Genomic DNA, 24,273 nt, shown 5'->3' on the forward strand with positions numbered 1-24,273 from the left:
AGCTACGTTGTTCATGGCAATGATCTCCGATGAGCCCCCGGTGAAAGCTTAGTGGGCGATCACAGGGGGGGAGGCGGGGGTAGCCATTTCATTAGGTTTGCGGGTTTGCGCGGCTTACGTCTCAGCGTTTGACCGACAGACTCGTCTGGGTCATGCGGCTTCGGATGGTGAACACGCCATCGCCCGAAAGAATCGCGCTGCGTGCAAACAGGCGGCCACTCTCCCAGTTCGAAAGCCCCAGTTCCGGCTTGTTCAGTGCGTACTGGCCATCGACCCAGCGAGTAATCCCGTTGCCAACAAAAGGCGCGTTGACCGCGTTGTAGAAACGCTCCTGCGCCGGGGCATCTTCACTGATCAGCGACACAGTGAATTGCGGGCTGTAGCGATTGAACAGGATGATGGCCTGCTCCAGGTCGTCGACGATTTTCAAGCTGACTTCCGGGGTTTCTTCCCACTCCCACTCGCGACCCAATTGGTCCTCGGGCAGCGGTTCGGCCAACGCTTCGGTCTGATAGCCGTCGGCGCGGTACACCTCGACGCTCGCGGTTTGCCAATCACTTGGCAAGTGCTGCTCGCTCCCCTCGACGATATGCAACTTGCAACCCTGGCCCCGAGCGGTGCCGGCCTGTTGCAGTGCGTCGAGAAACAGCGGCACCAGCTCAGCGGCACGGTCGCGGTGGATCAGGCAGACGTTAAGGGTGTTGCAGACTTTGCGGTCCAGTGAATTGCGCACCACGGCGGCAAAGCGCCGGGCATCGGCGTGTTGGTCGGCGATCAGCCACGCGCCGCCGGTGCCGTGCAAGCTGACGGCGGTGCCGGCCTGTTGCGCGATGCTGCCCAACTGGCTGACTGCCCGTCCTGAGCCACGGGCCACCGCTAATGACAGGCGGCGGTCGGCGAACATTGCCCAACCGGCGGCGTGATTGACGCTTTCCACCAGCGAAACCGCACCGGTCGGCAAGCCGGCGTCGGCCAATGCCGGATTCAATGCGTGGGTGACGATGGCCTGGGCAGTGCCCAATGCATCGCTACCAATGCGCAGCACCGCGGTGTTGCCCGTGCGCAATACACCAGCGGCATCGGCAAAGACATTCGGTCGGCCTTCGAACACGAACGCGACAATGCCCAGCGGCGAGACCACTTGCTCGACTTTCCAGCCGTCGTGCTCGACGCAGCTCACGACTTTGCCACGGGTGGCCGGGGCATCGCGCCAGGCCCGCAGGCCGGCGATCATGTCGCCGCGCATGCGTTCATCGGCCAGCAACCGCGTGGTGGAACGCCCGCGCGCCTTGGCCCGTTCGATGTCGGCCAGGTTGGCGGCTGCAATCAGAGCCCAGCATTCCGGGTTTTCGAGGCGTTGAGCAAAATGATCGAAGAACTCGCTGATGGCCTGATCCGGGACGCCGGACATTGCAGCGAATGCCGATTCGGCGCGCTCGATGGCGACCGCGGCCGCTTGCTGGTCGGCCACTGGAATCAGCAACAATTCGCCGCTGACCTGCTCCACCAGCAGATGGTCGCCGGGCTGAAAGCGCGCCGCCAGTTCGGGGCTGACGACAGTGACACGATTACCGGCAAAAGGGATTGGCGTGCCAGCGACTAGACGTTCGAGCGCAAGAGACATGAAACGGTTTCACCATGCAGGAGAGCGGCCAGAAAATGTATAGGAAAATCCGTCAAGCGTCATTCACCGGGGCTTTTTTGCCAGGCGAAATACATCTTGCTCCAGGCGATTGCTCCCCTGTTTGCGCCATCCGGCGTTCGCGTCATAGACCACCAGCAGCAAGGGCTCTTCTACGCCTGCGGCGCTGATAAAGGTCAGTCCCTCGGCATGATCGCGTCCTTTATCTTTTCCTTGCCCGTAAGGAACCTCCAGAACCGGCGTCAATTGTTCGCTGAAGACAAAACCTTCCTCTGTTGGGCTGGCACCGTCGAGCCATCGAAATACGCTGACTGGCCCGTCGAGGTTCATCGTCGGCCCGGCCAGAATCAGCATGTCGTCGCCATCGATGCACAAATCCCTGACGCCGAGCCCGCCCAACTGGAGAAAATGCTTTCGGTATTTGCGCCCCTTGGGCCCGATTTTTTTCAGCCTCAGCGTGTGGGCGGTCTTGGGATGGGCTTGGGGTTCGATCTCCAGAATAATGGTCCAGCCCCGCAGCACAGGCCCTCGCAACCCGATAAAAACCCGCTTGCCATTGACCTCGAGACCTTCGGTATCGAACCCGTTGTCCTTGCCGGGAATGTGCAGAAATGCCCCGACATGCTCGTCGTCCTTGAGTGCGTCGAGCAATTCATTACCCAGTTGATCGCCGGACAATTGAGCGGCGACTCGATCATCACTGACGGTGCTCTTCACCAACGTGAACGTCCCGTTTTCTTCGACCACCGGAATCCGGGCCAGGAGAAAACGATTGCCATCGCAGCTGACCGTTGCCAGGCGCTCGGCGTTTTTCTTCGGGGACTTGGAGCTATCAGGTTTTTTCCGTTTCAGGCTGTGAGACCCCACCATCCAGAGATACCCCGTGTCGCGGTCGTAGCTCATGCCTTCCAGGTCTGCCTCAACGCATGCTTCGCCAATCGTCGGGATGACCGGCAGCGTCAACAGGGACGCCAACGGGAATTGTTTGTGCTGATCGAACAGAAACTCGCCCGCACCGACGCGCTCACGCAAGGTAAAGCGCTCCAGGCTCAAGGATTCATCATTGGCAACCCAAAGGGTGTCGCCTATCTGGACCACGGCAGACAAGCCTTTGCGCATATGAGTGTCCGGATCGTTGAAGACTAGAAGCCCGGAACCGAAATTCGCCATGAAGTCACCCGCCCCTTGAGTGAAAGAATGCCTGCTTCACGGTAGCGGTCATCGGGCGCTAGTCAAGACAGGCCATCAGAACACCGACCAGCCAATCCGCTGACTTAACAACTCCAGCGCCGCCATGCCGGCGAGGGAGTTGCCGGCAGTGTTTAATTCCGGGGACCAGACGCACACCGTGAATTGCCCCGGCACTACGGCGACAATCCCGCCACCCACGCCGCTCTTGCCCGGCAGGCCGACACGATAGGCAAAATTGCCGGCTTCGTCGTACAGCCCACTGGTGGCCATGATCGAGTTGACTTGCTGGGTCTGGCGAGCGCTGAGAATCTGGGCGCCGCTGTGCTTGCAGAAACCGTCGTTGGCCAGAAAGCAGAACGTGCGGGCCAGATCCACGCAACTCATGCGCAACGCGCAATGGCTGAAGTAGCTGCGCAGCACGGCTTCGACGTCGTTATGAAAGTTACCGAACGATTGCATCAGATACGCCATGGCCGCGTTACGCGCGCGGTGCTGGTATTCCGATTCGGCAACCTTGCCGTCCACCATGACATTCGGGTTGCCGGACAAGCGCCGGACAAAATCGCGCATCGACAACGCCGGCGCGGCAAAACGGGACTGGTTGATGTCGCAGATCACCAGCGCACCGGCGTTGATGAAGGGATTGCGCGGGCGTCCGCGTTCGAACTCCAGTTGCACCAGCGAGTTGAACGGCTGCCCGGACGGCTCGTGGCCCAGACGTTGCCAAATCGCCTCACCGGAATGGTCGATGGCCTGCACCAGGCTGAAGACCTTGGAAATACTCTGCACCGAAAACGGCGTGTCGGCGTCGCCGGCACAAAACAACTCACCGTCATTGCCATACACGGCAATGCCCAACTGATTGGCCGGCACGGTGCCGAGGGCGGGAATGTAGTCAGCCACTTTGCCCTGACCGATCAACGGTCGGACTGCGTCAAGGATCTCGTTCAACAGCGCTTGCATGCCGGGTTCCGAAGTCTCGCCCCATGGGATTGCGGGGACACTGTCGCTAGACGCCACTGATCGGGGCTGAATCACAGTTTTGTACGGGAATGTATCTGTCCAGGCCCGGGATACATGAACTTGCACCGGGCGCGCTTTCGGACATACCGCCCACACATCGGGTTGAAAAACTCCTGCCGTCCGCCGACCGCTTGCAAAACCGGGTCGGCTCTTGCTCAGGAGAGTTGTCATGATGACCCAAATTCCCCGTTACCACGGCTGGTCGCTGTTTGGCCTGCTGTCCCTGCTGGTGTTGTTGATGACCGGTCTGATTCTGCTGCTGAATCCGGACCTGGTAGAGGCCACGCGCAGTGCCATTCGCGCCACCGCACGCACGTCGTTTGTGCTGTTTCTGGCGGCGTTCACGGCCTCCGCCGTCGCTGTGCTGGTGCCCTCGCCTTTCACTCGATCGCTAGTGCGTGAACGACGCTTCATCGGTCTGGCCTTTGCGTTTTCCCACCTGGTACATGCCCTGCTGATCTATAGCTACGGCCAACTGAACCCCGAGTTCTGGCCCGGCCGTACCACGGTCGGCAACATTCCGGGCTCGGTGGGTTATCTGTTCATTGTGCTGATGGCGCTGACCTCGTTCAAAACCACGGCGCGGCTGATCGGCCCCAAAGCCTGGAAAGCCCTGCATGTCAGCGGCATGTGGGTGATTGCAGCGGTATTCACCTATTCCAACTTCAAACGCATCCCCCTGAGCGCCTGGTATGTATTGCCGTTCGGCCTGATGTTCTCGGCCATCGTCGTTCGGCTGCTGGGCAAGATTGCGTTGAAGTACAAACGGTCAACGAGGCATGCGTTATTGACCGAATGAAACCTCAACAACACCAACATTCCCCTGTGGGAGCGGGCTTTTGTGGCAAGGGGGCTTGCCACAAAAGGCCGCTCCCACAATGAATGCACCTGTCGATCAAATCCCGGAGCTCAAGCCCATGAATACCCCCCTCTCATCAGCCCTCAAAAGCCTGCACCTGAACCTCGACCGTCTCGGCAGCTGGATCGCGCCCCTGACGTTGCGAGTATTTCTGGCCTGGGAGTTTTTCGAGTCAGGCCTGGAAAAATGGAACGGCCAGAACTGGTTCGCCGACATCCAGCACCGCTTCCCGTTCCCCTTCAACCACGTTCCCGCCACGCTGAATTGGGAACTGGCAATGTGGGCCGAATTGATCTGCGCCTTTGCCCTGCTGGCGGGCCTGGGGACGCGGGTCTCGGCGATTATCCTGACCGTGGTCACGATCGTTGCGACCGCTGCCGTTCACTGGCCGGCCGATTGGTCTACATTGAGTGAACTTGTCCAGGGCTATGCCATCAGCAATAAAGGCCACGGCAATTTCAAACTGCCGCTGATCTATCTCGCAGCCCTCCTGCCGTTGTTGCTCTCGGGGGCCGGTAAGCTCAGCGTCGACGCGCTGTTGGCTCGATACTTCTGGCGGCACAGTCACCGCTGATCCGCCAGCGTCTCGATACCTCACCCAACTTATGTAAAGGAGCCATCATGAGCGTGACCACCCAATGGATCGAAATCACCAGCAGTGAGGGCACATTCGGCGCTTACCTGGCCATTCCCCATACCCGCAAAGGTCCGGGGATTGTGCTGATTCAGGAAATCTTCGGCGTCAACGAGCACATTCGCTCGGTCGCCGAGCAATATGCCGCCGACGGCTACCTGGTCATCGCGCCGGATCTGTTCTGGCGCCACGGCCACCGCATCGAACTGGGCTACGACGAAACCGGCTGGAAACGCGCCGTCGAGCTGATGAACGCCACCGATACCCAAAAAGCGCAAGCCGACATCAAACTGGCCATCGACGCCCTGAAAGCACAGCCGGGGCTGGATGGAAAAATCGCCTCCATTGGCTTCTGTTTTGGCGGCATGCTGTCGTACAACACCGCGGCCAACGGTTTTGTCGATGTGGCGATCGCCTACTACGGCGGCGGCATTCAGAACCAGCTGGATCGAGCCGATGAAATCAAGGTGCCGGTGCTGATGCACTTCGGTGAACAGGACAGCCACATTCCCATCGACGCCGTGAAGCAAATCGCCGAGCGTTTCGAGTTCAACGACGATGTCGATATCCAGGTCTATCCGGGGGCCGAACATGGCTTCAATTGTTCGCACCGTGACAGCTATAACCAGCGGGCGGCGGTCGAGGCCCATGGCAATACGTTGCTCTTTTTGAGTCAAAACCTTTAAGGGCTCCTTTAAAGGGGGTTGGCGACATAAACGATCGGTGAGCATTCAATCCCGGAAACCTGCATGGACAACCTCTCGAAACCCAGACCGGCTTCAGTACGCATCCCCTCCACGGTCTGGGCCTTGGGTTTTGTCAGCCTGTTCATGGACCTGTCTTCAGAACTGGTGCACAGCCTGCTGCCGATATTTCTGGTCACGACCTTGGGCGCGAGCGCGTTGACTGTCGGGGTGATCGAGGGCATCGCCGAAGCGATCGCAATGCTGACCAAGATCTTCTCCGGCGCCATCAGCGACTTTATCGGCCGGCGTAAAGGCTTGCTGTTGATGGGCTATGGACTGGCGGCGTTGTCGAAACCGCTTTTCCCCCTCGCGCAATCGGTGGAGGTGGTGTTCACCGCGCGTTTTCTGGATCGCATCGGCAAAGGCATTCGTGGCGCGCCGCGAGATGCCCTGGTCGCCGATATCGCACCGGCCGAAATCCGTGGCGCCTGTTTTGGTTTGCGCCAATCGATGGACACCGTGGGCGCCATTCTGGGTCCGGTTCTGGCCATTATCCTGATGCTCTGGCTCGGGCAGATCCATCTGGTGTTGTGGTTCGCGGTGATTCCGGCGGTGATATCGGTGGCGCTGATTATCGGCGGGGTCAAAGAGCCGACCACTGTCGCTGGCGAAGGCGCCTTCCGCTCGCCTATCCACTGGAAAGTCCTGCGGGATTTCTCGCGCGATTATTGGTGGGTGGTGATCATCGGCGGGCTTTTCACACTGGCCCGTTTCAGTGAAGCCTTTTTGGTATTGAAAGCACAGCAAACAGGGCTGACGGCCACTTGGGTGCCGATGGTGATGGTGGTCATGTCGCTGCTTTATGCCGTATCCGCCTACCCTGCCGGCTGGTTGTCCGACCGGATCAGCCGCACCAAAGTGCTATGCATCGGCATCGTCCTGCTGATCCTGGCGGACCTGTTATTGGCGCAAGCGGATTCAATCATGAGCATGCTGGCGGGCGTGGCCCTGTGGGGCCTGCACATGGGCTTCAGCCAAGGCATTCTGGCGACGCTGATCGCCGACACCGCACCGGAACACCTCAGGGGTACGGCGTTCGGCCTGTTCAACCTGATCAGCGGCGTGTGCCTGTTGATCGCCAGTGTGCTTGCCGGTGCGCTGTGGGAAATCTCGGGCTCGGCCAGCACATTCATCGTCGGGGCGGGCCTGGCGGCTGCGGCGCTGTTGTTGCTTCTGTTGCGCAAGCCTTAGTCCATCGCAGCCGCTAACCTGAGCCCGGAAAGCGCCAGGATCGAGCCAGTAATTTGAGTGCCAAAAACATCTTAATGGAGCAAACGATGCAGATGATGAAGGTAGGGCCAAGCGGTTTGCATCAGCTCCGTGAGTCTTTGAGCGAAGCAGGATTGCCCTGCGATGATGTCGGAGAACCGGGGCTGCAGTTTTTCCGCTTCGAGGTGGATGGAAGCCGGGTTGCTTATGGAGGGCTGGAAGGTTCTGGCGCGGATCTGTTGCTTCGTTCACTGATCGTTTGTGAGACTCGTCGTGGCGAGGGGCTGGGTAAAGCCGTGTTGTCTGAACTGGAACACTGTGCAATCGCCCAAGGCGCAGTCCGGCTTCACTTGCTGACCCAAAGCGCGGCTGGTTTTTTCGCAGCCAATGGCTATGAATTGCTCGATAGAGGTAAAGCGCCTGTCGTCATCAGCCAGACAGCCCAGTTCAAGCACCTGTGTCCTGCGTCGGCGCGCTATCTACGAAAAACTCTATAGGCTTTTCTTGATAACTCTTTGCAGTCAGCCGTTCACAGCGACGAGTTAAGCGCTACCGCCGCTCGAATCAGCGCTTTCAACGCCTTCTCATCGACCCTTTCAACCTCAGGCCAGCATACATTCATGCTTATGCGTTATAGCACTGGTTCACAATGGGTATATCCGCGATCCGGCATTCGGCTACCGTCAACGTATATGACTTGATTGCACAGGCTCTGCGCCTGTGCGTTGAGGCCCCCAGACATGAGGAAACCATGATGACTGCCCACAAAGCGGCCGCTGTTTTGTTGGCCTTGCTCAGCCCTGCCTTTCTGACATTGACCGCCCTGGCCGAGGAAGCGGGTTTTATTGCCGCCACCTCATCCGGACTCAACTGGAAACCTGCGCCGGCAGTGGGCCCCGGCGCCATGATTGCCGTGATTGAAGGTGACCTGAAAGCCGCCGAGCCCTTCACCCTGCGCTTGAAGCTGCCGGCCAATACAAAAATCGGCGTGCATACCCATCCCGTGACCGAACGCGTAACCGTTATCTCGGGCACCTTCTACTTCGCCACCGGAGACACCTTCGATCCGGCACGGGCCAAGGCCTATCATCCGGGTGACACCCTCATCATTCCTGTCGGCACGTCGATGTACGGCGCCAGTCGCGAACAGGAAACCGTGCTTCAACTCCACGGCACAGGACCTTGGGGAATCACTTACCTCAACCCGGCGGACGATCCCAGGAACAAAACAATGCAGTGAGCGCGGCCTGCGCGATGAAGATGGCGGCGAGGATGCAGCAGATCGCCTGGCCGTAAAGGTTGGTTACTGGTCCAGGATGAAAGTTGCCAGGGTTTGCAGATCGTCCGGGCTTAGCTGCGCAAAAGGCGGCATTGGGATATTTCCCCATTTGCCGGCACCACCGCGCTGAATGCTGGACGTTACCTTGGCCAGTGCCTGCGGGTCATTGGCATACTTGGCAGCGACATCGTGAAAGGCCGGGCCTACGACCTTATGATCGATCGCGTGGCACGACAGGCAGGCGTTGCTCTGGAACAAGGCCATGGCATCGACTTTTGCCACAGACGCCGCCGGGGGTTGGTCCGCCGACGGGTTCGAAGCAGCCTGCACATCGGCATCGCTCGCATGGGCACTCCCGTAGGTCACCGCAAGGTAGGCGCCGATAATCTTCACATCCTGATCGCTGATCGGAGCACCGTACACGTGCTGCATCTTGCTCGCTTCACCCGTCCACTGAGCCAGGGTCATGCCAGGAGGCTGGAAGTTGATGTAATCGGCTGAGTGGCAGGTGGAACATTTCTGCTGGGCCAACGAGTAGCCAGGCAGCGCACTGGGCTTGAACGCAGCCGTTTCGGGCGGCAACGTGATCGATAGTGGCGCCGCGCTAGCCATGGCAGCCAAAAAAACCTGAGCCGCGCACAGCAAGGTGGTCATATATTTCATGCGGGCCCCCTCAGGCGACGGTCACGTGGCTGGTTTCTACCACGTTGCGGCGGTAGCCACCGGGGTTCCAGTCGGCTTGCATCGGTTGCGTCTCGCCCGCCCTGTTACTGGCTCGCACCATCAACTGTGTGGCGCCCTTACTGGTAAAGGTGATCGGTAGCATCCATTCACGGAAGGAGAAACGACCAAGATCCTGCCCAAGCCTGGCTTCGCGCCAACTTTTGCCGCCATCGATCGATATTTCCACCTTGTTGACCCCAACGCCGCCGTCGAACGCAATGCCCTTGAGCACCACGCTTTTTTTCAGCGGCAGCACATCGCCGTGTTTGACGCTGGTGATGAAACTGCGCACTGGCAACCTGGAAATCGGCTGAGTCTGCGCCGCAGTGGTCCCTGGGGCGATGCAATAACAATCGTTATCCGGAACGCGGTAGCCTTTAGCCATGAAGAAACCGTCATAGGTGTGGTTGACGACTTCGATCTCACTCAGGTGCTTGACCCAATACGTACCGAAATAACCTGGCACCACCAGACGTATCGGGTAACCGTTGAGGAATGGCAGGTCGGTGCCGTTCATCGACCAGGCGATCATAGGCCCGCCATCCATGGCATGACCGATGTCCAGGGCCTTGATGAACTCTGGCGTGCTCGGCAGCACTGGCCTATCGAGCCCACGGAATGTCGCTTGCCTGGCGTCGGCTTTCACCCCCGCCTTTTCCAGTACCGCCTTGAGCGACACCCCCACCCAGCGGGCATTACCCATTGAACCGTTGCCCAACTGAGCGCCGAACACGCGTGGCATCGAGAAGCCACGGCTATTCCCCGAACACTGATTCACGGCCACCACCTCGACCGGTTCAGCGAGGGCCTTGAGTTCTGCAAGCGACAGTGACAGCGGCGTGTTGACGGAGCCCTTGATCGTCAAACGGTAGTTGTCCGGATCGATGCTGGTAGGGAAATCGGGCAGGTGGTAACGCACGAAAAAGGCGTCATTCGGCGTAATGGGCCCCTGGTTGAAGACAGAGAATGGGGTCTCCAGATGCGGTGGCCGAGTGGTCACCAGGGTCAACGGTCGTTTTTGCGGGTATCGCACCAGCGGCCGCGGGCCAGCAGCGAAGGTGACTTCTTCGGCGTTTTCGTCGGCCGCCTTGGTTTCGTCGGCGGCCTTGGCGAGGCTTGCCAATGGAGAGGCCGCCAAAGCCAGAGTGAAGGCATCGCGTAGAATGCGTCGGCGGCTCGGCTCGCTGTTATCTACAAAACTGAACTTCATTCTGCACGCTCTATGATTGTTTTACTGAGATGCAACTGACAGCCTCCCATCAAGGCAGAGAGGCATCGGATTTAATGTGTAAGTGGAATTTCGCTTAACTGTTCACCGTCGGTGAGTAAGTCAGTATTGTCACGCGCCAATCGACTGCTTTTCATTGAGCGTCAGTGATTTAACATTTGATGACAGAGGCGAAGCGGTAACTGAACGCCCTTCACGCTGGCTTGGAGGCTGCTAGCGCAGCGTCGCGGAGCGAGACGGCGCAAGCGACCAGCGTGCTGCAAGCGGAACCGTTCGGGCGACCTACTCTTCAAAGCGCCCCGTGGCGTCACGATCGCGCTCGTATCGTCGCGTCAGCGGAAACGGCGGCAACCAGGATTCGCGACGCACGATCCAGCTTTCGTAGGTGGGTGTCAGTTGGTCAGGGGCATCCAGGGAGCCCAGGTTCACTTCGATTTCATCGCCGGTGCGGGCGAACACGGACGAGCCGCAGCGGGGACAGAAAAACCGCCCGGCATAGTCGCGTGTTTCGCCCTCGATCGTCACCGCATCCTGAGGGAATATCGCGGAGGCGTGAAACAGCGCGCCATGATGTTTGCGGCAATCGAGACAGTGACAAACACCCACCCGGTATGGGTGTCCCGACGCCTCGATTCGGACGTTGCCGCACAGGCAACCGCCGGTGAATCGGTCCATGCTGCGTCTCCTCTGATCAAGCGACGGTTGCGACGTTGCAAACTGTGAAAAGAGTAGCGAAGCCACGGCCATGGGTCGACTAATCTGAGTAGAGCACCAGCACAAACAGCCTCTAACCTCAGGGGAAACGGGATGACCGGAAAAACAGCGCGCCAGTGTTCGTCATGGGTTATGCCCTCCCTGCTCGCGATCAACCTGGCGCTGACGGCGGGATGTGCAGGCAACGCTGCCACGGCGCGCTATTCAGCCTCAACGATGGGCTCGAACTGCTACGCAAAAGCGATCCCCACTGCCGGCGAGGGCGGCCTGGCGTGGGGCGATACCTTGAGCATGGCTCGCAAAAAATCCATGGATAATTGCATCCGCTATGCCGGTCGATCCGGGGGTACGCCCAACACCTGCCAGGTGGTGTTGTCGGAGTGCAAAAATTAATAGAGCGTCATCGAAACGGTCCATTCCGTTCGCGGTCAATCGTCTGAACAACATCTATCGGTCATAACCGAGGGCACTGAACAACCTGCCAATTCTGGAGAGTCAAAATGATCAGCAAAAACACGATCTGTCTCTGGTACGACGGCACCGCACTGGATGCCGCAACGTTCTACGCCCAGACATTTCCCGACAGTGACGTGGGCACTGTCCTTCGTGCGCCCGGCGACTATCCGGCGGGCAAACAGGGCGATGTCTTGACGGTAGAGTTCACGGTGATGGGTATCCCTTGTCTGGGGCTGAACGGCGGGCCGGAGATCAAGCACAACGAGGCTTTCTCGTTCCAGGTTGCGACCGACGACCAGGCCGAAACCGACCGCTTGTGGAACGCGATCATCGGAAACGGCGGTCAGGAAAATGTATGCGGCTGGTGCAAGGACAAGTGGGGACTGTCGTGGCAGATCACGCCACGCGTGCTGACCGCCGCGATAGCCAATCCTGATCCGGCGGCGGCCAAGCGTGCGTTCGACGCCATGATGGGGATGGGCAAAATCGACATTGCTGCGATTGAAGCGGCTTTGAAAGGTTAACCGGCGCTGTAGCCCTGCCATACTGTTGAACATGACCCGAGCAACTTTCCGCTTCTACGAGGAGCTCAACGATTTCCTGCCGGCCGACCGGCGGCGGCAGTCCTTCACCTGCGAGTGCGCACGCGGGGCGACGGTCAAGCACATGATCGAAGCGCTCGGCATCCCGCACACCGAGGTCGAACTGGTGCTGCTCAATGGCGAGTCGGTGGGCCTGGAGCGGGTGATTTTCGATAATGACCGGCTGGCGGTGTATCCCAAGTTCGAAGCGCTGGATATCAGCCCGTTGCTCAAGGTTCGCGCACAACCTTTACGGGTGCTGCGCTTTATCGCTGATGCGCACCTTGGCGGGCTGGCCCACCTGCTGCGCATGAGCGGCTTCGACACCCTCTACGACAATGGCTTCGAGGACGGCGAGATCGCCGAGATCGCAGCGCACCAAGGACGCATCGTACTGACCCGCGACCGCGAACTGCTCAAGCGGCGGATCATCAGCCACGGCTGTTACGTGCATGCCCTGAAACCGTCGCTGCAGCTGCGCGAATTGTACGAGCGCCTCGACCTGGCACGTAGCGCGCGGCCCTTCAGCCTGTGCCTGCACTGCAACCTGCCGCTGCACGAGATCAGCCCGGAACTGGCCCGGTTGCAGGTGCCGCCCCGCGTTGGCGCCCTCTATTCACACTTCCTGCGCTGCGACGCCTGCCAACGGGTTTACTGGGAGGGTTCACACTGGCGCAGCATGTGCGCACTGTTGGCACCTCTGCTGGGCCAATAGCCGAGCGCATCGGGACGGCTGCCAGGGAAACTGGCTTTTGCAGGGTCTTCGCGCCTATGCAAACCCGAGGAACGACAGGATAACCACGACGATCACAACTACCCCGACGATGTAGATGATGTTGTTCATGAAATCCACCTCTCAACCTGGACAGGACTGCGTTAGAAAGACAAGACACTGCACCTTTGCCGGGCGGGACTGGCGCGTGTGCCGTGCGCCAATCCCGCCCTTCCTAGTTCTGACCACCCGACAACGGTGGGGTTCGCGGCGGAATCACTCGCTTCGTCCCAGTCGACTCAAACGCCGAAGCCAAGCGCAGCAGCGTCGAATCGTCATAGGCCCGACCGGCGAAGGTCAGCCCGACGGGCATGCCGATGTCCGGCATGATTCCCATCGGCACCGTGACCGTGGGAACGCCCAGGTGGCGGATGGCAAGATTGCCGTTGGCGACCCAGACACCGTTGCTCCATGCGATGTCCGCCGACTTCGGGTCGACATCGGCATTCGCCGGCCCGACGTCGGCCACCGTCGGGAAGATCACCGCGTCGAGTCCCAACCGATCCATCCAGTCCTCAAGGTCGATTCGGCGCGTCTGCTCAAGGCCGCGCAGCCCGTCCGGCACCGTGGGGATCTGGTCCCAAGGCGTGATGCCGCGCTCGGCCATGCGCACATACTCGTCCATGCCGGCGGCAAGGTCGCCCTCACGGTTGGGCAGCGTCCCGGGGTCGTGCGGGAAGATCAGCGGCCCGTTCACGTCGACCAGGCGATTGAGTTTTGGATCGCCGTTGGCCCGCAGGAAATCGTCGAATGCCCAGGCCGTCAGGTCCCACAACTCATGGTGAAGGAACTCTTTGGAAACCAGGCCCCGATTAAACACCGTCGGCGCACCGGGACGATCACCCTCGCAATTGGACACCAGCGGGAAATCGACCTCGATCACTTCGGCCCCACAGGCTTCGAGTGCCTTGCGAGCCTCTTCCCAGAGCGCGATCACGGAAGGACGGGTGTTGATTCGCTGCCCCGTCGGACCACCGATACCCGGCTCATCGCTCGTGCCCGCTTCGGGATCCGCGTTGATGTACATGCGAGGAACGCCCAAGCGCTTGCCGGCAAGGGCATCGCAATTCGCAGCAAGCGAGGCATAGGAAGCGGGACGCACCGAGGCGACACTCGGGATGGGCACCCAGGGTTGCATCCGCCACAGATCGCCTCGTGTGTCGGGATCGTCCGCCACCACCACGTCGAGCACTTCGAGCAGGTCGGCCATGGTTCTGGCAAACGGCACGACAACGTCCATGGTCGGCGTCAACGGCCAGTTGCCGCGCACCGAGATCACCCCGCGCGAAGGCGTATAGGCACACAAACCATTGTTCGAGGCCGGGCCACGTCCGCTCGACCAGGTTTCTTCGGCGAGGCCGAATGCCGCGAAGCTGGCGGCGGTTGCAGTGCCGGCGCCGTTCGATGAGCCCGAGGCGAAGGGTGCGGTGAGATAGTCAGCGTTGTACGGGCTCTCGGCCCGGCCATATACCCCACGCTGCATGCCGCCGTTGGCCATGGGCGGCATATTGGTCTTGCCCAGGCAAATTGCGCCGGCGGCACGCAGCCGTTCGATGGTGAACGCATCGCGATAAGCAATCAGGTTCGCGAACGCAGGACTTCCAGAGGCTGCGGTGAGCCCTTTCACCAGATAACTGTCCTTGGCCGTATAGGGAATGCCATCGAGCGGTCCCAACGTCTGGCCCTTGGCCCGACGGGCATCGGACGCCTGCGCTTCCTTGAGCGCATCGGGGTTGCGAACCACCACTGCGTTGAGGGCGGTAGGCGTGTCGGGGCCGTCGTAGGCATCGATCCTGGCGAGATAGGCCTGGACCAATTCAACCGCCGTCGTCTGGCCCGATTCGAGCGCAGCACGCAGTTGAGCAATGGGAACCTCGGTGACCTCGATCATGCTGTTACCGCCGGCGGGTGATGGGTGACTGGATGTTGGGCTCAAAGACATCACTTATCTCAAAAAGGGGTTTTCATAGTGGTTCTCGTTGCACTGCATTAGCGCGATCGATTACTCACAATACGTGCTTGACCTGCGATCAATACGCGGTGAGCGCGTTCTACCCGTGATTTTGCATGAGATTAGAGCAAGAGCCCACTCCATGAACGGCCCGGAACGCTATGCATCCTGAAGCCGCTCACGCAGAAACTCGATAAACCGCTGGGTTTTCGCCGGCAACAGCCGCGTCTCGGTGAGGGCGTAAACCGAGACGGGTGAAGCCCGCCACTGCGGCAAGACCCTGCGCAGGGTGCCATCGGCAAGGTCTTGCGCAACGATACCTTCCCCCAATAACGCGATACCCAGATCCAGCGTCGCCAGACGTCGAATCATTCCAACACTGTTGAGTTCGAATCGACCTCCCACCTCAACCTCCATTTCCTCTTCACTGCCAGAGAGTATCCAGCGGTCAGCGCGCGTGCCGCGCATACGCAGGCACTCGTGCCTGGTCAGGTCCGTGGGGTGAATCGGATCACCGTGCAATTCGAGATATCGGGGTGAGGCATACAGGCCGCGGTGCACGCTGGCGAGCTTACGGGCAATCAGGTTCGAACTCGCAGGCTCGCCCATGCGAATGACCACATCAACCGGCTCACTCACCAGATCGACCTGACGCGGAGTCAGATCGAACTCGAAGCTGATATCGGGATACAACCGGGCAAATTCCGCCATCAGCGGTGCCAGATAGATAGTGGCGAAATCCACCGGGAGTGAGGCTCGCAGTACACCGCTGGGTCGGGCAAGCATTTCGCCGAGCTGCTCGTGCGCGAGCCGGGCTTCGTCGACGATGCGTTTGCAGCGATCGAAGTACAACTGCCCCGCCTCGGTCAGCTCGATTTTGCGCGTGGTGCGATGCAAAAGCCTTAGCCCGATTTCCTTTTCAAGGCCACTTATCCGACGCGACAGCGTCGAATTCGGCATCCCCAACGCCTGCGCCGCCCGGCGGAAACTGCGCGCCTTCACGACTTCGACGAACAACGCCATGTCGTTGAGAAACTCCAATGTCATTGCTCCATCAGTGGATCAGTCAATTCAGTTTTACCCGGTTTATCCCGGATTCTGATTGATCAATGATAGCCACATCGTTTACCGAGGAGTACCGCAATGCATTCGCTTTTTTCTCAGGTCCAGATCGGTCGCCATACACTGACCAACCGCATGGTCATGGCACCAATGACCCGTTCACGTTCCGACGATGCTGGCGTGCCAAGCGAACTGGTAACGACTTACTACGCACAACGCGCCAGCGCCGGCCTGATCATCAGTGAAGGCGTGTTTCCCGTTGCGATGGGCAAGGGTTATGTCCGTACCCCAGGCATCGAAACCGCCGAGCAAGTGGCCGCCTGGAAGCACGTCACCGCAGCCGTGCAGGCTCGCGGCGGACGGATCTTCATGCAGCTGATGCACTGCGGACGCATATCGCACCCTTCGCTGTTGCCTGGCGGCGCCCTGCCACAGGCTCCCTCCGCGATCAAACCCGTCGGCCAGACCTGGACAGCCTCAGGCCTTCAGGATTTCGTCACCCCACATGCGCTGACCGTGATAGAGATTGCCGCGATCATCGAGGGCTACCGTCAGGCCGCACGCCTGGCGATCGAGGCCGGTTTCGACGGTGTCGAGTTGCATGCCGCTTCGGGGTATCTGCCTGAACAGTTTCTTTCGACGGGCAGCAATCAGCGCACGGATGAGTACGGTGGATCGGTGGAAAACCGTGCTCGCTTTGTACTGGAAGTGTTGAACGCCATGGCGACGGAAATTGGCAGTGATCGCGTCGGCATCAAGCTCTCTCCAGAAATGAACTTCAATGACATCGTCGATGCCAACCCGCAAGAAACCTACACCTGGCTGGTCGAGCAATTGCGCGGGCTGAATCTCGCTTATCTGCACGTGGCCCTGTTCGGCGCCAGCGTCGACTACCACGCCTTGTTGCGCCCACTGTTCAATGGCCGCTACCTGATCGGTGGCGGGCTCGATCGAAACGCCGCCGAGACCCTGATCGCTGAGGGCCAGGCCGACGCGGTGGTGTTTGGCAGCGCATTCCTCGCCAACCCCGACCTGCCCGAGCGTTTTCGCACAGGCGCCGAGCTTAATGTGCCGGACAAAAACACGTTCTACGCACCGGGCGCTCAGGGGTATATCGATTACCCGGCCATGAGCCCGGCACAGAGCGCCTGAGAAAGCTGCCATAGCGATGCATGCCCCAACCTTACTGCCAGGAGAATCATCATGACGTACGAAAAATTCAGTGCCGACAATGCCGCCCTGCTGCTGATCGATCACCAGGTGGGGACGATGGGGTGGGTGAAATCCATTCCGTTCGAAGAGCTGAAACGCAATGCGCTGATGCTCGCCAAAGCGGCCAGCATTCTGAAGCTGCCGGTGGTCTTGACCTCCAGCATGGAGGAATACGCTCAGGGGCCGCTGCTCAGTGAACTGGAGCAGATCCTGCCCGCCGAATTCGCTTCCCGCGTCAAACGCCTGGGTATCGTCAACGCGATGGACGATGAACACTTCGCCGCCGCCGTCAAAGCCACGGGCCGTAAAAAACTCATCATTGCCGGTGTCACCAACGACGTCTGCACGGTCTATCCGGCGCTGAGTCTGGTGCGCGAGGGGTATGAAGTTCAGGTGGTGGCCGATGGCGGCGGCTCACCGAGTGTCATGGCCGATGACATCGCCCTGCGGCGGATGGATAAAGGCGGCGTGACGCTGACGACCACCAACCAGCTGATCGCAGAACTCGCCGGAAGCTGGGCTACGCCGCAAGGTGGGCAGTTGGTGCAAGTGCTGATGGAAGCGCTTCAAGGCTAAAGGTTCCAAACAGTAGAAGTGCAAAACCTGTGGGAGCGAGCCTGCTCGCGATAGCGGTGGATCAGCCAACACCACCTGGAATGGCTGAATGCAATCGCGAGCAGGCTCGCTCCCACAGGGATGAATCGCGTCTACATCTCAACCTGCGTGCCCAGCTCGATCACGCGATTGAGCGGTAACTTGAAGTATTTGAGGTTGCTGTTGGCGTTCTTCAGCAAGAACGCAAACAGGCTTTCGCGCCAACGGGCCATGCCGATACGTTTGGTCGGGATAACCGTCTCCCGGCTAAGGAAATACGTGGTGCGCATCGGGCTGAAATCCAGCTCTTTCAAATGACACAGGCTCAACGCCAGAGGCACATCGGGCTCCTCGATAAAACCAAAGTGCAGACTCACTCGAAAGAACCCTTCACCAAAAGCCTCGACCTCGAATCGCCGATTCGCCGGCACACGCGGGCTGTCTTCAGACACCACGGTAAGCAACACCACTTGCTCGTGCAGCACCTGGTTATGCAATAGGTTGTGCAACAGGGCATGAGGGACCGCATCAGCCCTGGCCGTCAGAAATACCGCGGTACCCTGCACACGATGGGGTGGTTGCGAGCCGATGCTGCTGATGAACAACGGCAGCGGCAGCGAGGTTTCGTCCAGCCGCTCGACAATGATCTTTCGGCCCCGTTTCCAGGTGGTCATCAAGATGAACAGGGCAATACCGGCAATCACCGGAAACGCACCGCCCTGGAAGATCTTCGGCGCGTTGGCGGCGAAATACAGGCTGTCCACCATGAGAAAGCCCAGGAGTATCGGAATAGCCAGCCAACGAGGTGTTTTCCAAAGCAGCAATACAACGGCCGAGGACAGAATGGTGGTAATCAGCATGGTCCCCGTCACCGCCACGCCATACGCCGCCGCCAGTGCACTGGAGGATTCAAAACCGATGACCAGCAACACGACGCCGACCATCAGCGCCCAGTTCACCATGCCAATGTAAATCTGCCCCTGCTCCTGACTGGAGGTGTGCTGGATAAACATCCGAGGCACGTAACCCAGCTGAATGGCCTGACGAGTCAGTGAGAACGCACCGGAAATCACAGCCTGGGAGGCGATGATGGTGGCCAGTGTCGAGAGCGCGACCATCGGCAGCAACGCCCAGTCAGGTGCCAACAGATAGAACGGATTACGGACCGCTTCAGGGTTGCCGAGGATCAGCGCGCCCTGGCCAAAATAGTTGAGTACCAGGCCGGGGAGCACCAGGATGAACCAGGCGCGGGCGATGGGTTTGCGACCAAAATGGCCCATATCGGCATACAGCGCTTCAGCACCGGTCAATGCCAACACGACGGCGCCCAGAATGGCGACGCCAATGCCCGGATGGACCACGAAAAATTGCACCGCCCACGCAGGATTCAGCGCTTGCAGAACTTCCGGCCGTTGCAGGATGCCGTAAATGCCAAGTGTGCCCAACACCACAAACCACAGCACCATGACCGGGCCGAACAGGATGCCGATACGGGCCGTGCCGTGTTTCTGTATCAGGAACAGCGCGACCAGGACGATCACGGACAGCGGAACCACCCAATGCTCAATGCCATCGAACGCAAGCTGTAGCCCTTCAACCGCAGAAAGCACCGAGATGGCGGGGGTGATCATGCTGTCGCCGTAAAAAAGTGCCGCGCCAAACAGGCCAAGCAACACCAGGATCCTGCTCATTTTGGGATACGGCGCAGCGGCCCGACGTGCCAGTGCCGTCAAGGCCATGATGCCCCCCTCGCCCTGGTTATCGGCGCGAAGGATAAACAGCACGTACTTGATCGAGACGACCCAGATCAGTGACCAGAAGATCAACGACAGAATGCCCAATACACCGTCGTGATTGGCCTGGACTCCATAATGACCGGCGAACACCTCTTTGAGGGTGTAAAGAGGGCTGGTGCCGATATCCCCATAAACCACGCCCACCGCGGCGACGAGCAAACCCACTCCTGAGGTTCTGGAATGGGACTCTTCATGGGCATGGATCATTGTTTCGCTCACGGGGTGGCTTCTCGATAAAGAGGAAGGAGTGCAATGAGGAATTGCAGGCATATCAATGATAAAAAAACGCGATCAGTATCATTTCGGGGAAAGGTATCCACCGTAAAAAAACCGTAAATTCTTACCGGCAGCACTCTCCCTCAATGATCATCAAGCGCTTACTGCGCCGTCCCGCCACGAGGTTTATAAAACAGGAATTTCCCGGTCTCGGCCGTCCTGGTGTACTTCTTCGCCCAGTCGGGTTTCACCGTTCTGTCGTGGAAATACAAGGCACCGTGGGTGCGGTCCGTGAGTTGTTTGTTGAGTGCCTTGCGCGCGATTTCCTTGGCGAGGGCATATTCGTCATCTTCCTTTACCTGATCGGCACGGCCGTCGCACCACCACGAAAACTGGCAGGAACCCGTTTCAGAGCCTTGCTTGACCACCGCGCAGACCGTATCGGGAAAACCCTCCTGGCCGAGCCGGTTCATCACCACGCTGGCGACGGCTTCCATGTTGGCAGGTGCAACGCCTTTGGCTTCCCAATAGATACTGCGTGCAAGGCAAGTAATGGCATCGTCCAGCGGCGCGGCACCCGCCGGATCGACCGCCTGCGCTTCCGAGGTGGTGATGGCTTCGGATTTGGGCACCGGAAGCTCGCTGCCCTTCTCGGCCGCTTTCTGCTCCAGGACCTGGGCCTTGTCCTCAGCCACCTCCTGTTTTTGTTCCTGATCAGCCGCCCACACCTGGCTGCCTAGAAGGATGATCGCGAAGCCGGTGAGTGCCCATTTAGATCCCATGAATGATCCTTCCGATGACACGGGCGTTAGCCATGAAACAGCGATGTTGTGGTGCCAATCTGCTGTGATTGTAGTCGTCGCACGTTATTCCAGCCGCCTGACAATAAACGCGTTTCAGTGCAAAAAGGCATTGCGTGCGCAGGGGTGAAATCGCGCATCATGGACGCAATCCGTCCAAGGGAGATTTTCATGCGCAGCCCGTCATCCATTTTGCATCTCGCCGTGTTGTCATTCGGGCTGGTGTTCAGCGTCGCTGCCTCGGCGGCCGAGGAAACGCAGCTGGTCGAGTCGATCAATCTTTACCGCAGTCAGGTGCAGCGTTGCGCTGGCCAGGCGTCTGCGGAACTGCCGCCGCTGGCGAATGATCCGCGGCTGGTCCTGTCCGCCAACAGCATCGGTGATTTGCAACAGGCACTGGCCCGCGCGGCGTATCCGATGGTCAATGTGCAGGCGATCAGCCTGTCCGGCCCCCGTGATGCGCCGTCGGCCATGAAAGCGATTCAGGAGAGCTTCTGCCAAGTGGTGCTGGACCCGCAATTCGTCGACATCGGCATCAGCCGCGATGGCCGTGAATGGCGCATTGTGCTGGCGCGTCCGCTATTGACCGGGCGTCTGGGTGACTGGCAGGCGGAAGGACAAAAACTGCTTGAAGCGATGAACAGCGCCCGCGCTCAGACGCGCCAGTGCGGCAGCCAAGCCTTTGCCGCCACGACGCCGCTGGCCTGGAACGCCACACTGGGCTCCGCGGCGGAGAGCCATAGCCGGGCCATGGCCAACAATAACTATTTCGATCACAAGGACCGCGACGGTCGCACGCCGGGTGATCGGGCTGAATTGGCGGGTTATGCGGGCCAACAGGTCGGCGAGAACATCGCCGCCGGGCAAGACACCGTGCGCAAAGTGGTCGATGGCTGGCTCGCCAGCCCAGGCCATTGCGCCAACCTGATGAACCCGCAATTTCGCGAGCTGGGTGCGGCCTATGCGGTGGACCCGAAGAGTGACGCTGGCATTTACTGGACGGCGATGTTCGGCACGCCGTGAAGGTTTGAATCGAGCTTGAAAAAGGAATCATCATTTGAATAAAGCCCCCTCCTCGACCGTCGAACAGGACCTGTCAAAGCCTGACGCCATCAGCTTGCGGGAAGCGTTCCTGTTCTGGCTGAAACTGGGCTTCATCAGTTTCGGCGGGCCGGCCGGACAGATCTCGATCATGCACCAGGAGTTGGTGGAGCGCCGACGCTGGATCTCGGAACGGCGCTTTCTGCATGCCCTCAACTACTGCATGTTGCTGCCCGGGCCTGAGGCTCAGCAGCTGGCGACCTACATCGGCTGGCTGATGCACCGCACATGGGGCGGCCTGATTGCCGGCGCGCTGTTTGTGCTGCCTTCGCTGTTCATCCTGATCGCGTTGTCCTGGGTGTACATCGCCTTTGGCGAAGTGCCGGTGGTGGCCGGGCTTTTCTATGGGATCAAGCCTGCGGTGACCGCCATTGTGGTGCAGGCGGCCCACCGGATCGGCTCGCGGGCATTGAAGAACAATTGGCTGTGGGGCATCGCCGCGGCTTCATTCACGGCCATCTTCGTGTTCAATGTGCCGTTCCCGTTGATTGTGCTGGGCGCTGCGATTATCGGTTATGTCGGCGGACGCCTGGCACCTGAACGGTTCCGCACCGGAGGTCACAGCGCGGCGAAAAAATCCTTTGGCCCCGCCTTGATCGATGACGATACCCCGCCTCCCGAACACGCCCGTTTCAACCGTCTCAAATTGCTGCGCCTGTTGCTGGTGGGTGCGGCGTTGTGGGCGTTGCCGATGGGCATTCTCACCACGCTGTTCGGCTGGGAAGGCACCCTCACCCAGATGGCCTGGTTCTTTACCAAAGCGGCGTTGCTGACATTCGGCGGCGCGTACGCCGTATTGCCTTATGTGTATCAGGGCGCGGTCGGCCATTATGGCTGGTTGACACCCACGCAAATGATCGACGGCCTGGCACTCGGCGAAACCACCCCCGGGCCGCTGATCATGGTGGTAGCCTTTGTCGGTTTCGTTGGCGCCTATGTTCAGCAGGTGTTCGGCCCTGATCATGTGTTCCTGGCCGGCGCCCTCGCCGCCACGCTGGTGACCTGGTTCACCTTTCTGCCCTCGTTCCTGTTCATCCTCGCCGGCGGCCCGCTGGTGGAGTCGACGCACAATGAACTCCGGCTCACCGCGCCGCTGACCGCGATTACCGCGGCGGTGGTCGGCGTGATCCTTAATCTGGCGTGCTTCTTCGGCTACCACGTGCTCTGGCCCAACGGCTTCAGCGGCCAACTTGACTGGCCTTCGGCGCTGATCGCCATTGCGGCGGCCATCGCCTTGTTTCGCTTCAAGCGGGGCGTGATCGAAGTACTGATGGGGTGCGGGCTGATCGGGTTGGTGGTGCATTTGCTGCGCTAGCGCAGCAAACGTGATCAATGAAGTTGTCGCTGCCTCTGCAGTTCGGTCTTCAGCCAGGTATCTGCCGGTTGAATACCCGCAGGACAGCGCACTTCATAGGCGCGACCACTCACACTGCTTTGGGTGGCTGCCAGGCTGATGAAGTCTTCTGCACTGGTGATCTTGTCCTTCTCTTCCAGGTACTCAAGCTTCTTTTCCAGATGCGCTCGGGCCTGGGCGCCCGGGTATTCGCTCCCGTTGCGCACAAACCGGCATTCACTGTGCTCGACAAAGTCCAGCAAGCTGTTTATTTCCTGAGTGGTTTGAGGTGGGGTTTGCGCCTGTGCATCGAGCACCACGGCGGTCAGGCCGATACCCGCCGCGATCAACCAATGGCTGGCATACCGAGTGAAACGTCCAGGCACAATTCCCATGGTGACACCTCGCATGACTGACGGCAGATCAGAGCGGCGGTGGCCGCTCTGAAGGCTGACGAGCAAGTATCAATCGTCGTAGTCGTCGCCATCCCGGTCGCGGTAACGACGGCGATCATCACGTCGGTCGTAATCCCGGTCATAGCGTCGATCATCACGTTGGTCATAACCTCGGTCATGGTCGCGATGGTATTCACGACGGTGATCCCGATCGTACCTGTCATCATCTTCCCAGTGAGGAAAGCAGCCTCCCAGTAGAAGAGTAGTTGCAATGGCCAGGGTCATTATCGCGGTGCGCTTCATTTGAACATCCTAAAAGCAAAGGTCAGAGCGGCGGGGATGAGTTGACGCTATCCACGAATTCAATCGAAGTGCGTGCAAACCGCAGATACGACCTTCCAGGTGCACAATGATTCCGAACGCAGCCTCGCTGGGGCTCGACAGCTGCTACAAAAATTCGATGGCGACGTTAGGCCTTACAGCGTTCTTTGGCTGTTACCGATGGTTTTGGCTTTTTCGATGGCCCAATCCAGCGCCGCTTCCATGTCCAGCAAATGCGGCGACGGGTGATTGTCCTCAACGATGGCCGAACCGTCCGGCCAGTAGACACCGATGAACATCCCCAGCGAACCGTCTCTCAATATCTCGGCCTTAACCTTGATCGTGCATCCGTTCGATAGCGTTTCCGAGTGGGTTATGTGTCGCTCAGTCATGGCTGCATTCCTCCCGTCGTTGCTATCAGCGTAACCCATGCAG

Annotated in this window: 26 protein-coding genes; 13 read left to right on the forward strand and 13 right to left on the reverse strand. The window is 59.5% G+C overall.

The features are described 5' to 3' along the window. Nucleotides 1-121 precede the first annotated feature (121 nt). The 3 genes from BZL43_RS27000 to glsB all read right to left on the reverse strand — a co-directional run bounded on the left by BZL43_RS27000 (nucleotide 122) and on the right by glsB (nucleotide 3,796). Nucleotides 122-1,624 (reverse strand): aldehyde dehydrogenase family protein, encoded by a 1,503-nt coding sequence (locus tag BZL43_RS27000; RefSeq protein WP_095635102.1) that lies wholly within the window; start codon nucleotides 1,622-1,624, stop codon nucleotides 122-124. 63 nt (nucleotides 1,625-1,687) lie between these two features. Then, nucleotides 1,688-2,812: a DUF3616 domain-containing protein gene (locus BZL43_RS27005; RefSeq protein WP_095635103.1), complete on the reverse strand. Its 1,125-nt coding sequence runs from the start codon at nucleotides 2,810-2,812 to the stop codon at nucleotides 1,688-1,690. 75 nt (nucleotides 2,813-2,887) lie between these two features. After that, nucleotides 2,888-3,796: a glutaminase B gene (gene glsB, locus BZL43_RS27010; protein WP_095635104.1), complete on the reverse strand. Its 909-nt coding sequence runs from the start codon at nucleotides 3,794-3,796 to the stop codon at nucleotides 2,888-2,890. Between the two features lie 229 nt (nucleotides 3,797-4,025). Between glsB and BZL43_RS27015 the strand changes: the two genes are divergently transcribed. The 6 genes from BZL43_RS27015 (at nucleotide 4,026) to BZL43_RS27040 (ending at nucleotide 8,544) form a co-directional block, all read left to right on the forward strand. Next, entirely contained in the window at nucleotides 4,026-4,655 is a 630-nt protein-coding gene (locus BZL43_RS27015) for a ferric reductase-like transmembrane domain-containing protein (RefSeq protein ID WP_095635105.1), read from the forward strand. Between the two features lie 118 nt (nucleotides 4,656-4,773). Further along, nucleotides 4,774-5,289 carry a DoxX family protein gene (locus tag BZL43_RS27020; protein ID WP_095635106.1) on the forward strand — a complete coding sequence of 172 codons (516 nt, stop codon included), beginning with the start codon at nucleotides 4,774-4,776 and terminating at the stop codon, nucleotides 5,287-5,289. Between the two features lie 47 nt (nucleotides 5,290-5,336). Next, nucleotides 5,337-6,035: a dienelactone hydrolase family protein gene (locus BZL43_RS27025; protein WP_095635107.1), complete on the forward strand. Its 699-nt coding sequence runs from the start codon at nucleotides 5,337-5,339 to the stop codon at nucleotides 6,033-6,035. 63 nt (nucleotides 6,036-6,098) lie between these two features. Beyond that, complete coding sequence (locus tag BZL43_RS27030) at nucleotides 6,099-7,286, forward strand: MFS transporter (protein ID WP_095635108.1); 1,188 nt, start codon at nucleotides 6,099-6,101, stop codon at nucleotides 7,284-7,286. Nucleotides 7,287-7,339: 53 nt separating this feature from the next. Beyond that, nucleotides 7,340-7,801: an arsenic resistance N-acetyltransferase ArsN2 gene (gene arsN2 / locus BZL43_RS27035; protein WP_256582922.1), complete on the forward strand. Its 462-nt coding sequence runs from the start codon at nucleotides 7,340-7,342 to the stop codon at nucleotides 7,799-7,801. 257 nt (nucleotides 7,802-8,058) lie between these two features. Continuing rightward, the gene (locus BZL43_RS27040; RefSeq protein WP_095635212.1) at nucleotides 8,059-8,544 is read left to right on the forward strand and encodes a cupin domain-containing protein; all 486 of its coding nucleotides are present in this window, start codon (nucleotides 8,059-8,061) and stop codon (nucleotides 8,542-8,544) included. A gap of 63 nt (nucleotides 8,545-8,607) precedes the next feature. On the opposite strand, the gene BZL43_RS27045 is transcribed toward BZL43_RS27040, so the two are convergent. The 3 genes from BZL43_RS27045 to BZL43_RS27055 all read right to left on the reverse strand — a co-directional run bounded on the left by BZL43_RS27045 (nucleotide 8,608) and on the right by BZL43_RS27055 (nucleotide 11,209). Next, nucleotides 8,608-9,246: a c-type cytochrome gene (locus tag BZL43_RS27045; RefSeq protein ID WP_095635110.1), complete on the reverse strand. Its 639-nt coding sequence runs from the start codon at nucleotides 9,244-9,246 to the stop codon at nucleotides 8,608-8,610. A gap of 10 nt (nucleotides 9,247-9,256) precedes the next feature. Beyond that, nucleotides 9,257-10,516 carry a molybdopterin-dependent oxidoreductase gene (locus BZL43_RS27050; RefSeq protein WP_095635111.1) on the reverse strand — a complete coding sequence of 420 codons (1,260 nt, stop codon included), beginning with the start codon at nucleotides 10,514-10,516 and terminating at the stop codon, nucleotides 9,257-9,259. A 300-nt stretch (nucleotides 10,517-10,816) separates the two neighbouring features. After that, nucleotides 10,817-11,209 (reverse strand): GFA family protein, encoded by a 393-nt coding sequence (locus tag BZL43_RS27055; RefSeq protein WP_095635112.1) that lies wholly within the window; start codon nucleotides 11,207-11,209, stop codon nucleotides 10,817-10,819. 132 nt (nucleotides 11,210-11,341) lie between these two features. Here BZL43_RS27055 and BZL43_RS27060 point away from each other — a divergent pair, with 132 nt between their 5' ends. The 3 genes from BZL43_RS27060 (at nucleotide 11,342) to BZL43_RS27070 (ending at nucleotide 13,000) form a co-directional block, all read left to right on the forward strand. Continuing rightward, nucleotides 11,342-11,641, forward strand: a complete 300-nt coding sequence (locus BZL43_RS27060) for a hypothetical protein (protein WP_095635113.1) — start codon at nucleotides 11,342-11,344, stop codon at nucleotides 11,639-11,641. A gap of 107 nt (nucleotides 11,642-11,748) precedes the next feature. After that, complete coding sequence (locus BZL43_RS27065; protein WP_095635114.1) at nucleotides 11,749-12,228, forward strand: VOC family protein; 480 nt, start codon at nucleotides 11,749-11,751, stop codon at nucleotides 12,226-12,228. Nucleotides 12,229-12,259: 31 nt separating this feature from the next. Then, the gene (locus tag BZL43_RS27070; RefSeq protein ID WP_095635115.1) at nucleotides 12,260-13,000 is read left to right on the forward strand and encodes a Mut7-C RNAse domain-containing protein; all 741 of its coding nucleotides are present in this window, start codon (nucleotides 12,260-12,262) and stop codon (nucleotides 12,998-13,000) included. 232 nt (nucleotides 13,001-13,232) lie between these two features. Here the strand turns inward: BZL43_RS27070 and BZL43_RS27075 are convergent, their stop codons facing one another. Both BZL43_RS27075 and BZL43_RS27080 read right to left on the reverse strand, forming a co-directional pair. Continuing rightward, the gene (locus BZL43_RS27075; RefSeq protein ID WP_095635116.1) at nucleotides 13,233-14,948 is read right to left on the reverse strand and encodes an amidase; all 1,716 of its coding nucleotides are present in this window, start codon (nucleotides 14,946-14,948) and stop codon (nucleotides 13,233-13,235) included. A gap of 219 nt (nucleotides 14,949-15,167) precedes the next feature. Continuing rightward, nucleotides 15,168-16,049, reverse strand: coding sequence for a LysR family transcriptional regulator (locus BZL43_RS27080; RefSeq protein ID WP_095635213.1), 882 nt, complete (start codon nucleotides 16,047-16,049; stop codon nucleotides 15,168-15,170). A 102-nt stretch (nucleotides 16,050-16,151) separates the two neighbouring features. On the opposite strand from BZL43_RS27080, the gene BZL43_RS27085 reads away from it, so the two are divergent. Beyond that, nucleotides 16,152-17,222, forward strand: coding sequence for an alkene reductase (locus tag BZL43_RS27085; RefSeq protein ID WP_095635117.1), 1,071 nt, complete (start codon nucleotides 16,152-16,154; stop codon nucleotides 17,220-17,222). 51 nt (nucleotides 17,223-17,273) lie between these two features. Then, nucleotides 17,274-17,858: an isochorismatase family protein gene (locus BZL43_RS27090; RefSeq protein ID WP_008068209.1), complete on the forward strand. Its 585-nt coding sequence runs from the start codon at nucleotides 17,274-17,276 to the stop codon at nucleotides 17,856-17,858. Nucleotides 17,859-17,989: 131 nt separating this feature from the next. On the opposite strand, the gene BZL43_RS27095 is transcribed toward BZL43_RS27090, so the two are convergent. Then, entirely contained in the window at nucleotides 17,990-19,879 is a 1,890-nt protein-coding gene (locus BZL43_RS27095) for a potassium transporter Kup (protein WP_095635118.1), read from the reverse strand. 170 nt (nucleotides 19,880-20,049) lie between these two features. After that, nucleotides 20,050-20,670 (reverse strand): cell wall hydrolase, encoded by a 621-nt coding sequence (locus tag BZL43_RS27100; protein WP_095635119.1) that lies wholly within the window; start codon nucleotides 20,668-20,670, stop codon nucleotides 20,050-20,052. A 189-nt stretch (nucleotides 20,671-20,859) separates the two neighbouring features. Between BZL43_RS27100 and BZL43_RS27105 the strand changes: the two genes are divergently transcribed. Both BZL43_RS27105 and chrA read left to right on the forward strand, forming a co-directional pair. Further along, nucleotides 20,860-21,711, forward strand: a complete 852-nt coding sequence (locus BZL43_RS27105) for a CAP domain-containing protein (RefSeq protein WP_095635120.1) — start codon at nucleotides 20,860-20,862, stop codon at nucleotides 21,709-21,711. A gap of 34 nt (nucleotides 21,712-21,745) precedes the next feature. Continuing rightward, nucleotides 21,746-23,104 (forward strand): chromate efflux transporter, encoded by a 1,359-nt coding sequence (chrA, locus tag BZL43_RS27110; protein WP_095635121.1) that lies wholly within the window; start codon nucleotides 21,746-21,748, stop codon nucleotides 23,102-23,104. 14 nt (nucleotides 23,105-23,118) lie between these two features. On the opposite strand, the gene BZL43_RS27115 is transcribed toward chrA, so the two are convergent. The 3 genes from BZL43_RS27115 to BZL43_RS27125 form a co-directional block, all read right to left on the reverse strand. Next, on the reverse strand, nucleotides 23,119-23,517 hold the full coding sequence (locus tag BZL43_RS27115; protein WP_095635122.1) for a DUF5329 domain-containing protein: 399 nt from the start codon (nucleotides 23,515-23,517) through the stop codon (nucleotides 23,119-23,121). Nucleotides 23,518-23,586: 69 nt separating this feature from the next. Continuing rightward, complete coding sequence (locus BZL43_RS27120; RefSeq protein WP_095635123.1) at nucleotides 23,587-23,820, reverse strand: hypothetical protein; 234 nt, start codon at nucleotides 23,818-23,820, stop codon at nucleotides 23,587-23,589. 173 nt (nucleotides 23,821-23,993) lie between these two features. Beyond that, nucleotides 23,994-24,230 carry a hypothetical protein gene (locus BZL43_RS27125; protein ID WP_095635124.1) on the reverse strand — a complete coding sequence of 79 codons (237 nt, stop codon included), beginning with the start codon at nucleotides 24,228-24,230 and terminating at the stop codon, nucleotides 23,994-23,996. Nucleotides 24,231-24,273: the final 43 nt, after the last annotated feature.

The sequence above is a fragment of the Pseudomonas sp. PICF141 genome (assembly GCF_002286815.1).
Taxonomy (GTDB): domain Bacteria; phylum Pseudomonadota; class Gammaproteobacteria; order Pseudomonadales; family Pseudomonadaceae; genus Aquipseudomonas.

Coding starts and splice junctions, on each gene's coding strand:
- BZL43_RS27045 (WP_095635110.1), bottom strand. CDS start 9,246: ATGAAATATATGACCACCTTGCTGTGCGCGGCTCAGGTTTTTTTGGCT.
- BZL43_RS27005 (WP_095635103.1), bottom strand. CDS start 2,812: ATGGCGAATTTCGGTTCCGGGCTTCTAGTCTTCAACGATCCGGACACT.
- BZL43_RS27085 (WP_095635117.1), top strand. CDS start 16,152: ATGCATTCGCTTTTTTCTCAGGTCCAGATCGGTCGCCATACACTGACC.
- BZL43_RS27090 (WP_008068209.1), top strand. CDS start 17,274: ATGACGTACGAAAAATTCAGTGCCGACAATGCCGCCCTGCTGCTGATC.
- BZL43_RS27100 (WP_095635119.1), bottom strand. CDS start 20,670: ATGGGATCTAAATGGGCACTCACCGGCTTCGCGATCATCCTTCTAGGC.
- glsB (WP_095635104.1), bottom strand. CDS start 3,796: ATGCAAGCGCTGTTGAACGAGATCCTTGACGCAGTCCGACCGTTGATC.
- BZL43_RS27020 (WP_095635106.1), top strand. CDS start 4,774: ATGAATACCCCCCTCTCATCAGCCCTCAAAAGCCTGCACCTGAACCTC.
- BZL43_RS27115 (WP_095635122.1), bottom strand. CDS start 23,517: ATGGGAATTGTGCCTGGACGTTTCACTCGGTATGCCAGCCATTGGTTG.
- BZL43_RS27065 (WP_095635114.1), top strand. CDS start 11,749: ATGATCAGCAAAAACACGATCTGTCTCTGGTACGACGGCACCGCACTG.
- BZL43_RS27075 (WP_095635116.1), bottom strand. CDS start 14,948: ATGATCGAGGTCACCGAGGTTCCCATTGCTCAACTGCGTGCTGCGCTC.
- BZL43_RS27050 (WP_095635111.1), bottom strand. CDS start 10,516: ATGAAGTTCAGTTTTGTAGATAACAGCGAGCCGAGCCGCCGACGCATT.
- BZL43_RS27055 (WP_095635112.1), bottom strand. CDS start 11,209: ATGGACCGATTCACCGGCGGTTGCCTGTGCGGCAACGTCCGAATCGAG.
- BZL43_RS27105 (WP_095635120.1), top strand. CDS start 20,860: ATGCGCAGCCCGTCATCCATTTTGCATCTCGCCGTGTTGTCATTCGGG.
- BZL43_RS27030 (WP_095635108.1), top strand. CDS start 6,099: ATGGACAACCTCTCGAAACCCAGACCGGCTTCAGTACGCATCCCCTCC.
- BZL43_RS27025 (WP_095635107.1), top strand. CDS start 5,337: ATGAGCGTGACCACCCAATGGATCGAAATCACCAGCAGTGAGGGCACA.
- BZL43_RS27000 (WP_095635102.1), bottom strand. CDS start 1,624: ATGTCTCTTGCGCTCGAACGTCTAGTCGCTGGCACGCCAATCCCTTTT.
- BZL43_RS27095 (WP_095635118.1), bottom strand. CDS start 19,879: ATGATCCATGCCCATGAAGAGTCCCATTCCAGAACCTCAGGAGTGGGT.
- BZL43_RS27015 (WP_095635105.1), top strand. CDS start 4,026: ATGATGACCCAAATTCCCCGTTACCACGGCTGGTCGCTGTTTGGCCTG.
- BZL43_RS27070 (WP_095635115.1), top strand. CDS start 12,260: ATGACCCGAGCAACTTTCCGCTTCTACGAGGAGCTCAACGATTTCCTG.
- BZL43_RS27120 (WP_095635123.1), bottom strand. CDS start 23,820: ATGAAGCGCACCGCGATAATGACCCTGGCCATTGCAACTACTCTTCTA.
- BZL43_RS27125 (WP_095635124.1), bottom strand. CDS start 24,230: ATGACTGAGCGACACATAACCCACTCGGAAACGCTATCGAACGGATGC.
- BZL43_RS27040 (WP_095635212.1), top strand. CDS start 8,059: ATGACTGCCCACAAAGCGGCCGCTGTTTTGTTGGCCTTGCTCAGCCCT.
- BZL43_RS27060 (WP_095635113.1), top strand. CDS start 11,342: ATGACCGGAAAAACAGCGCGCCAGTGTTCGTCATGGGTTATGCCCTCC.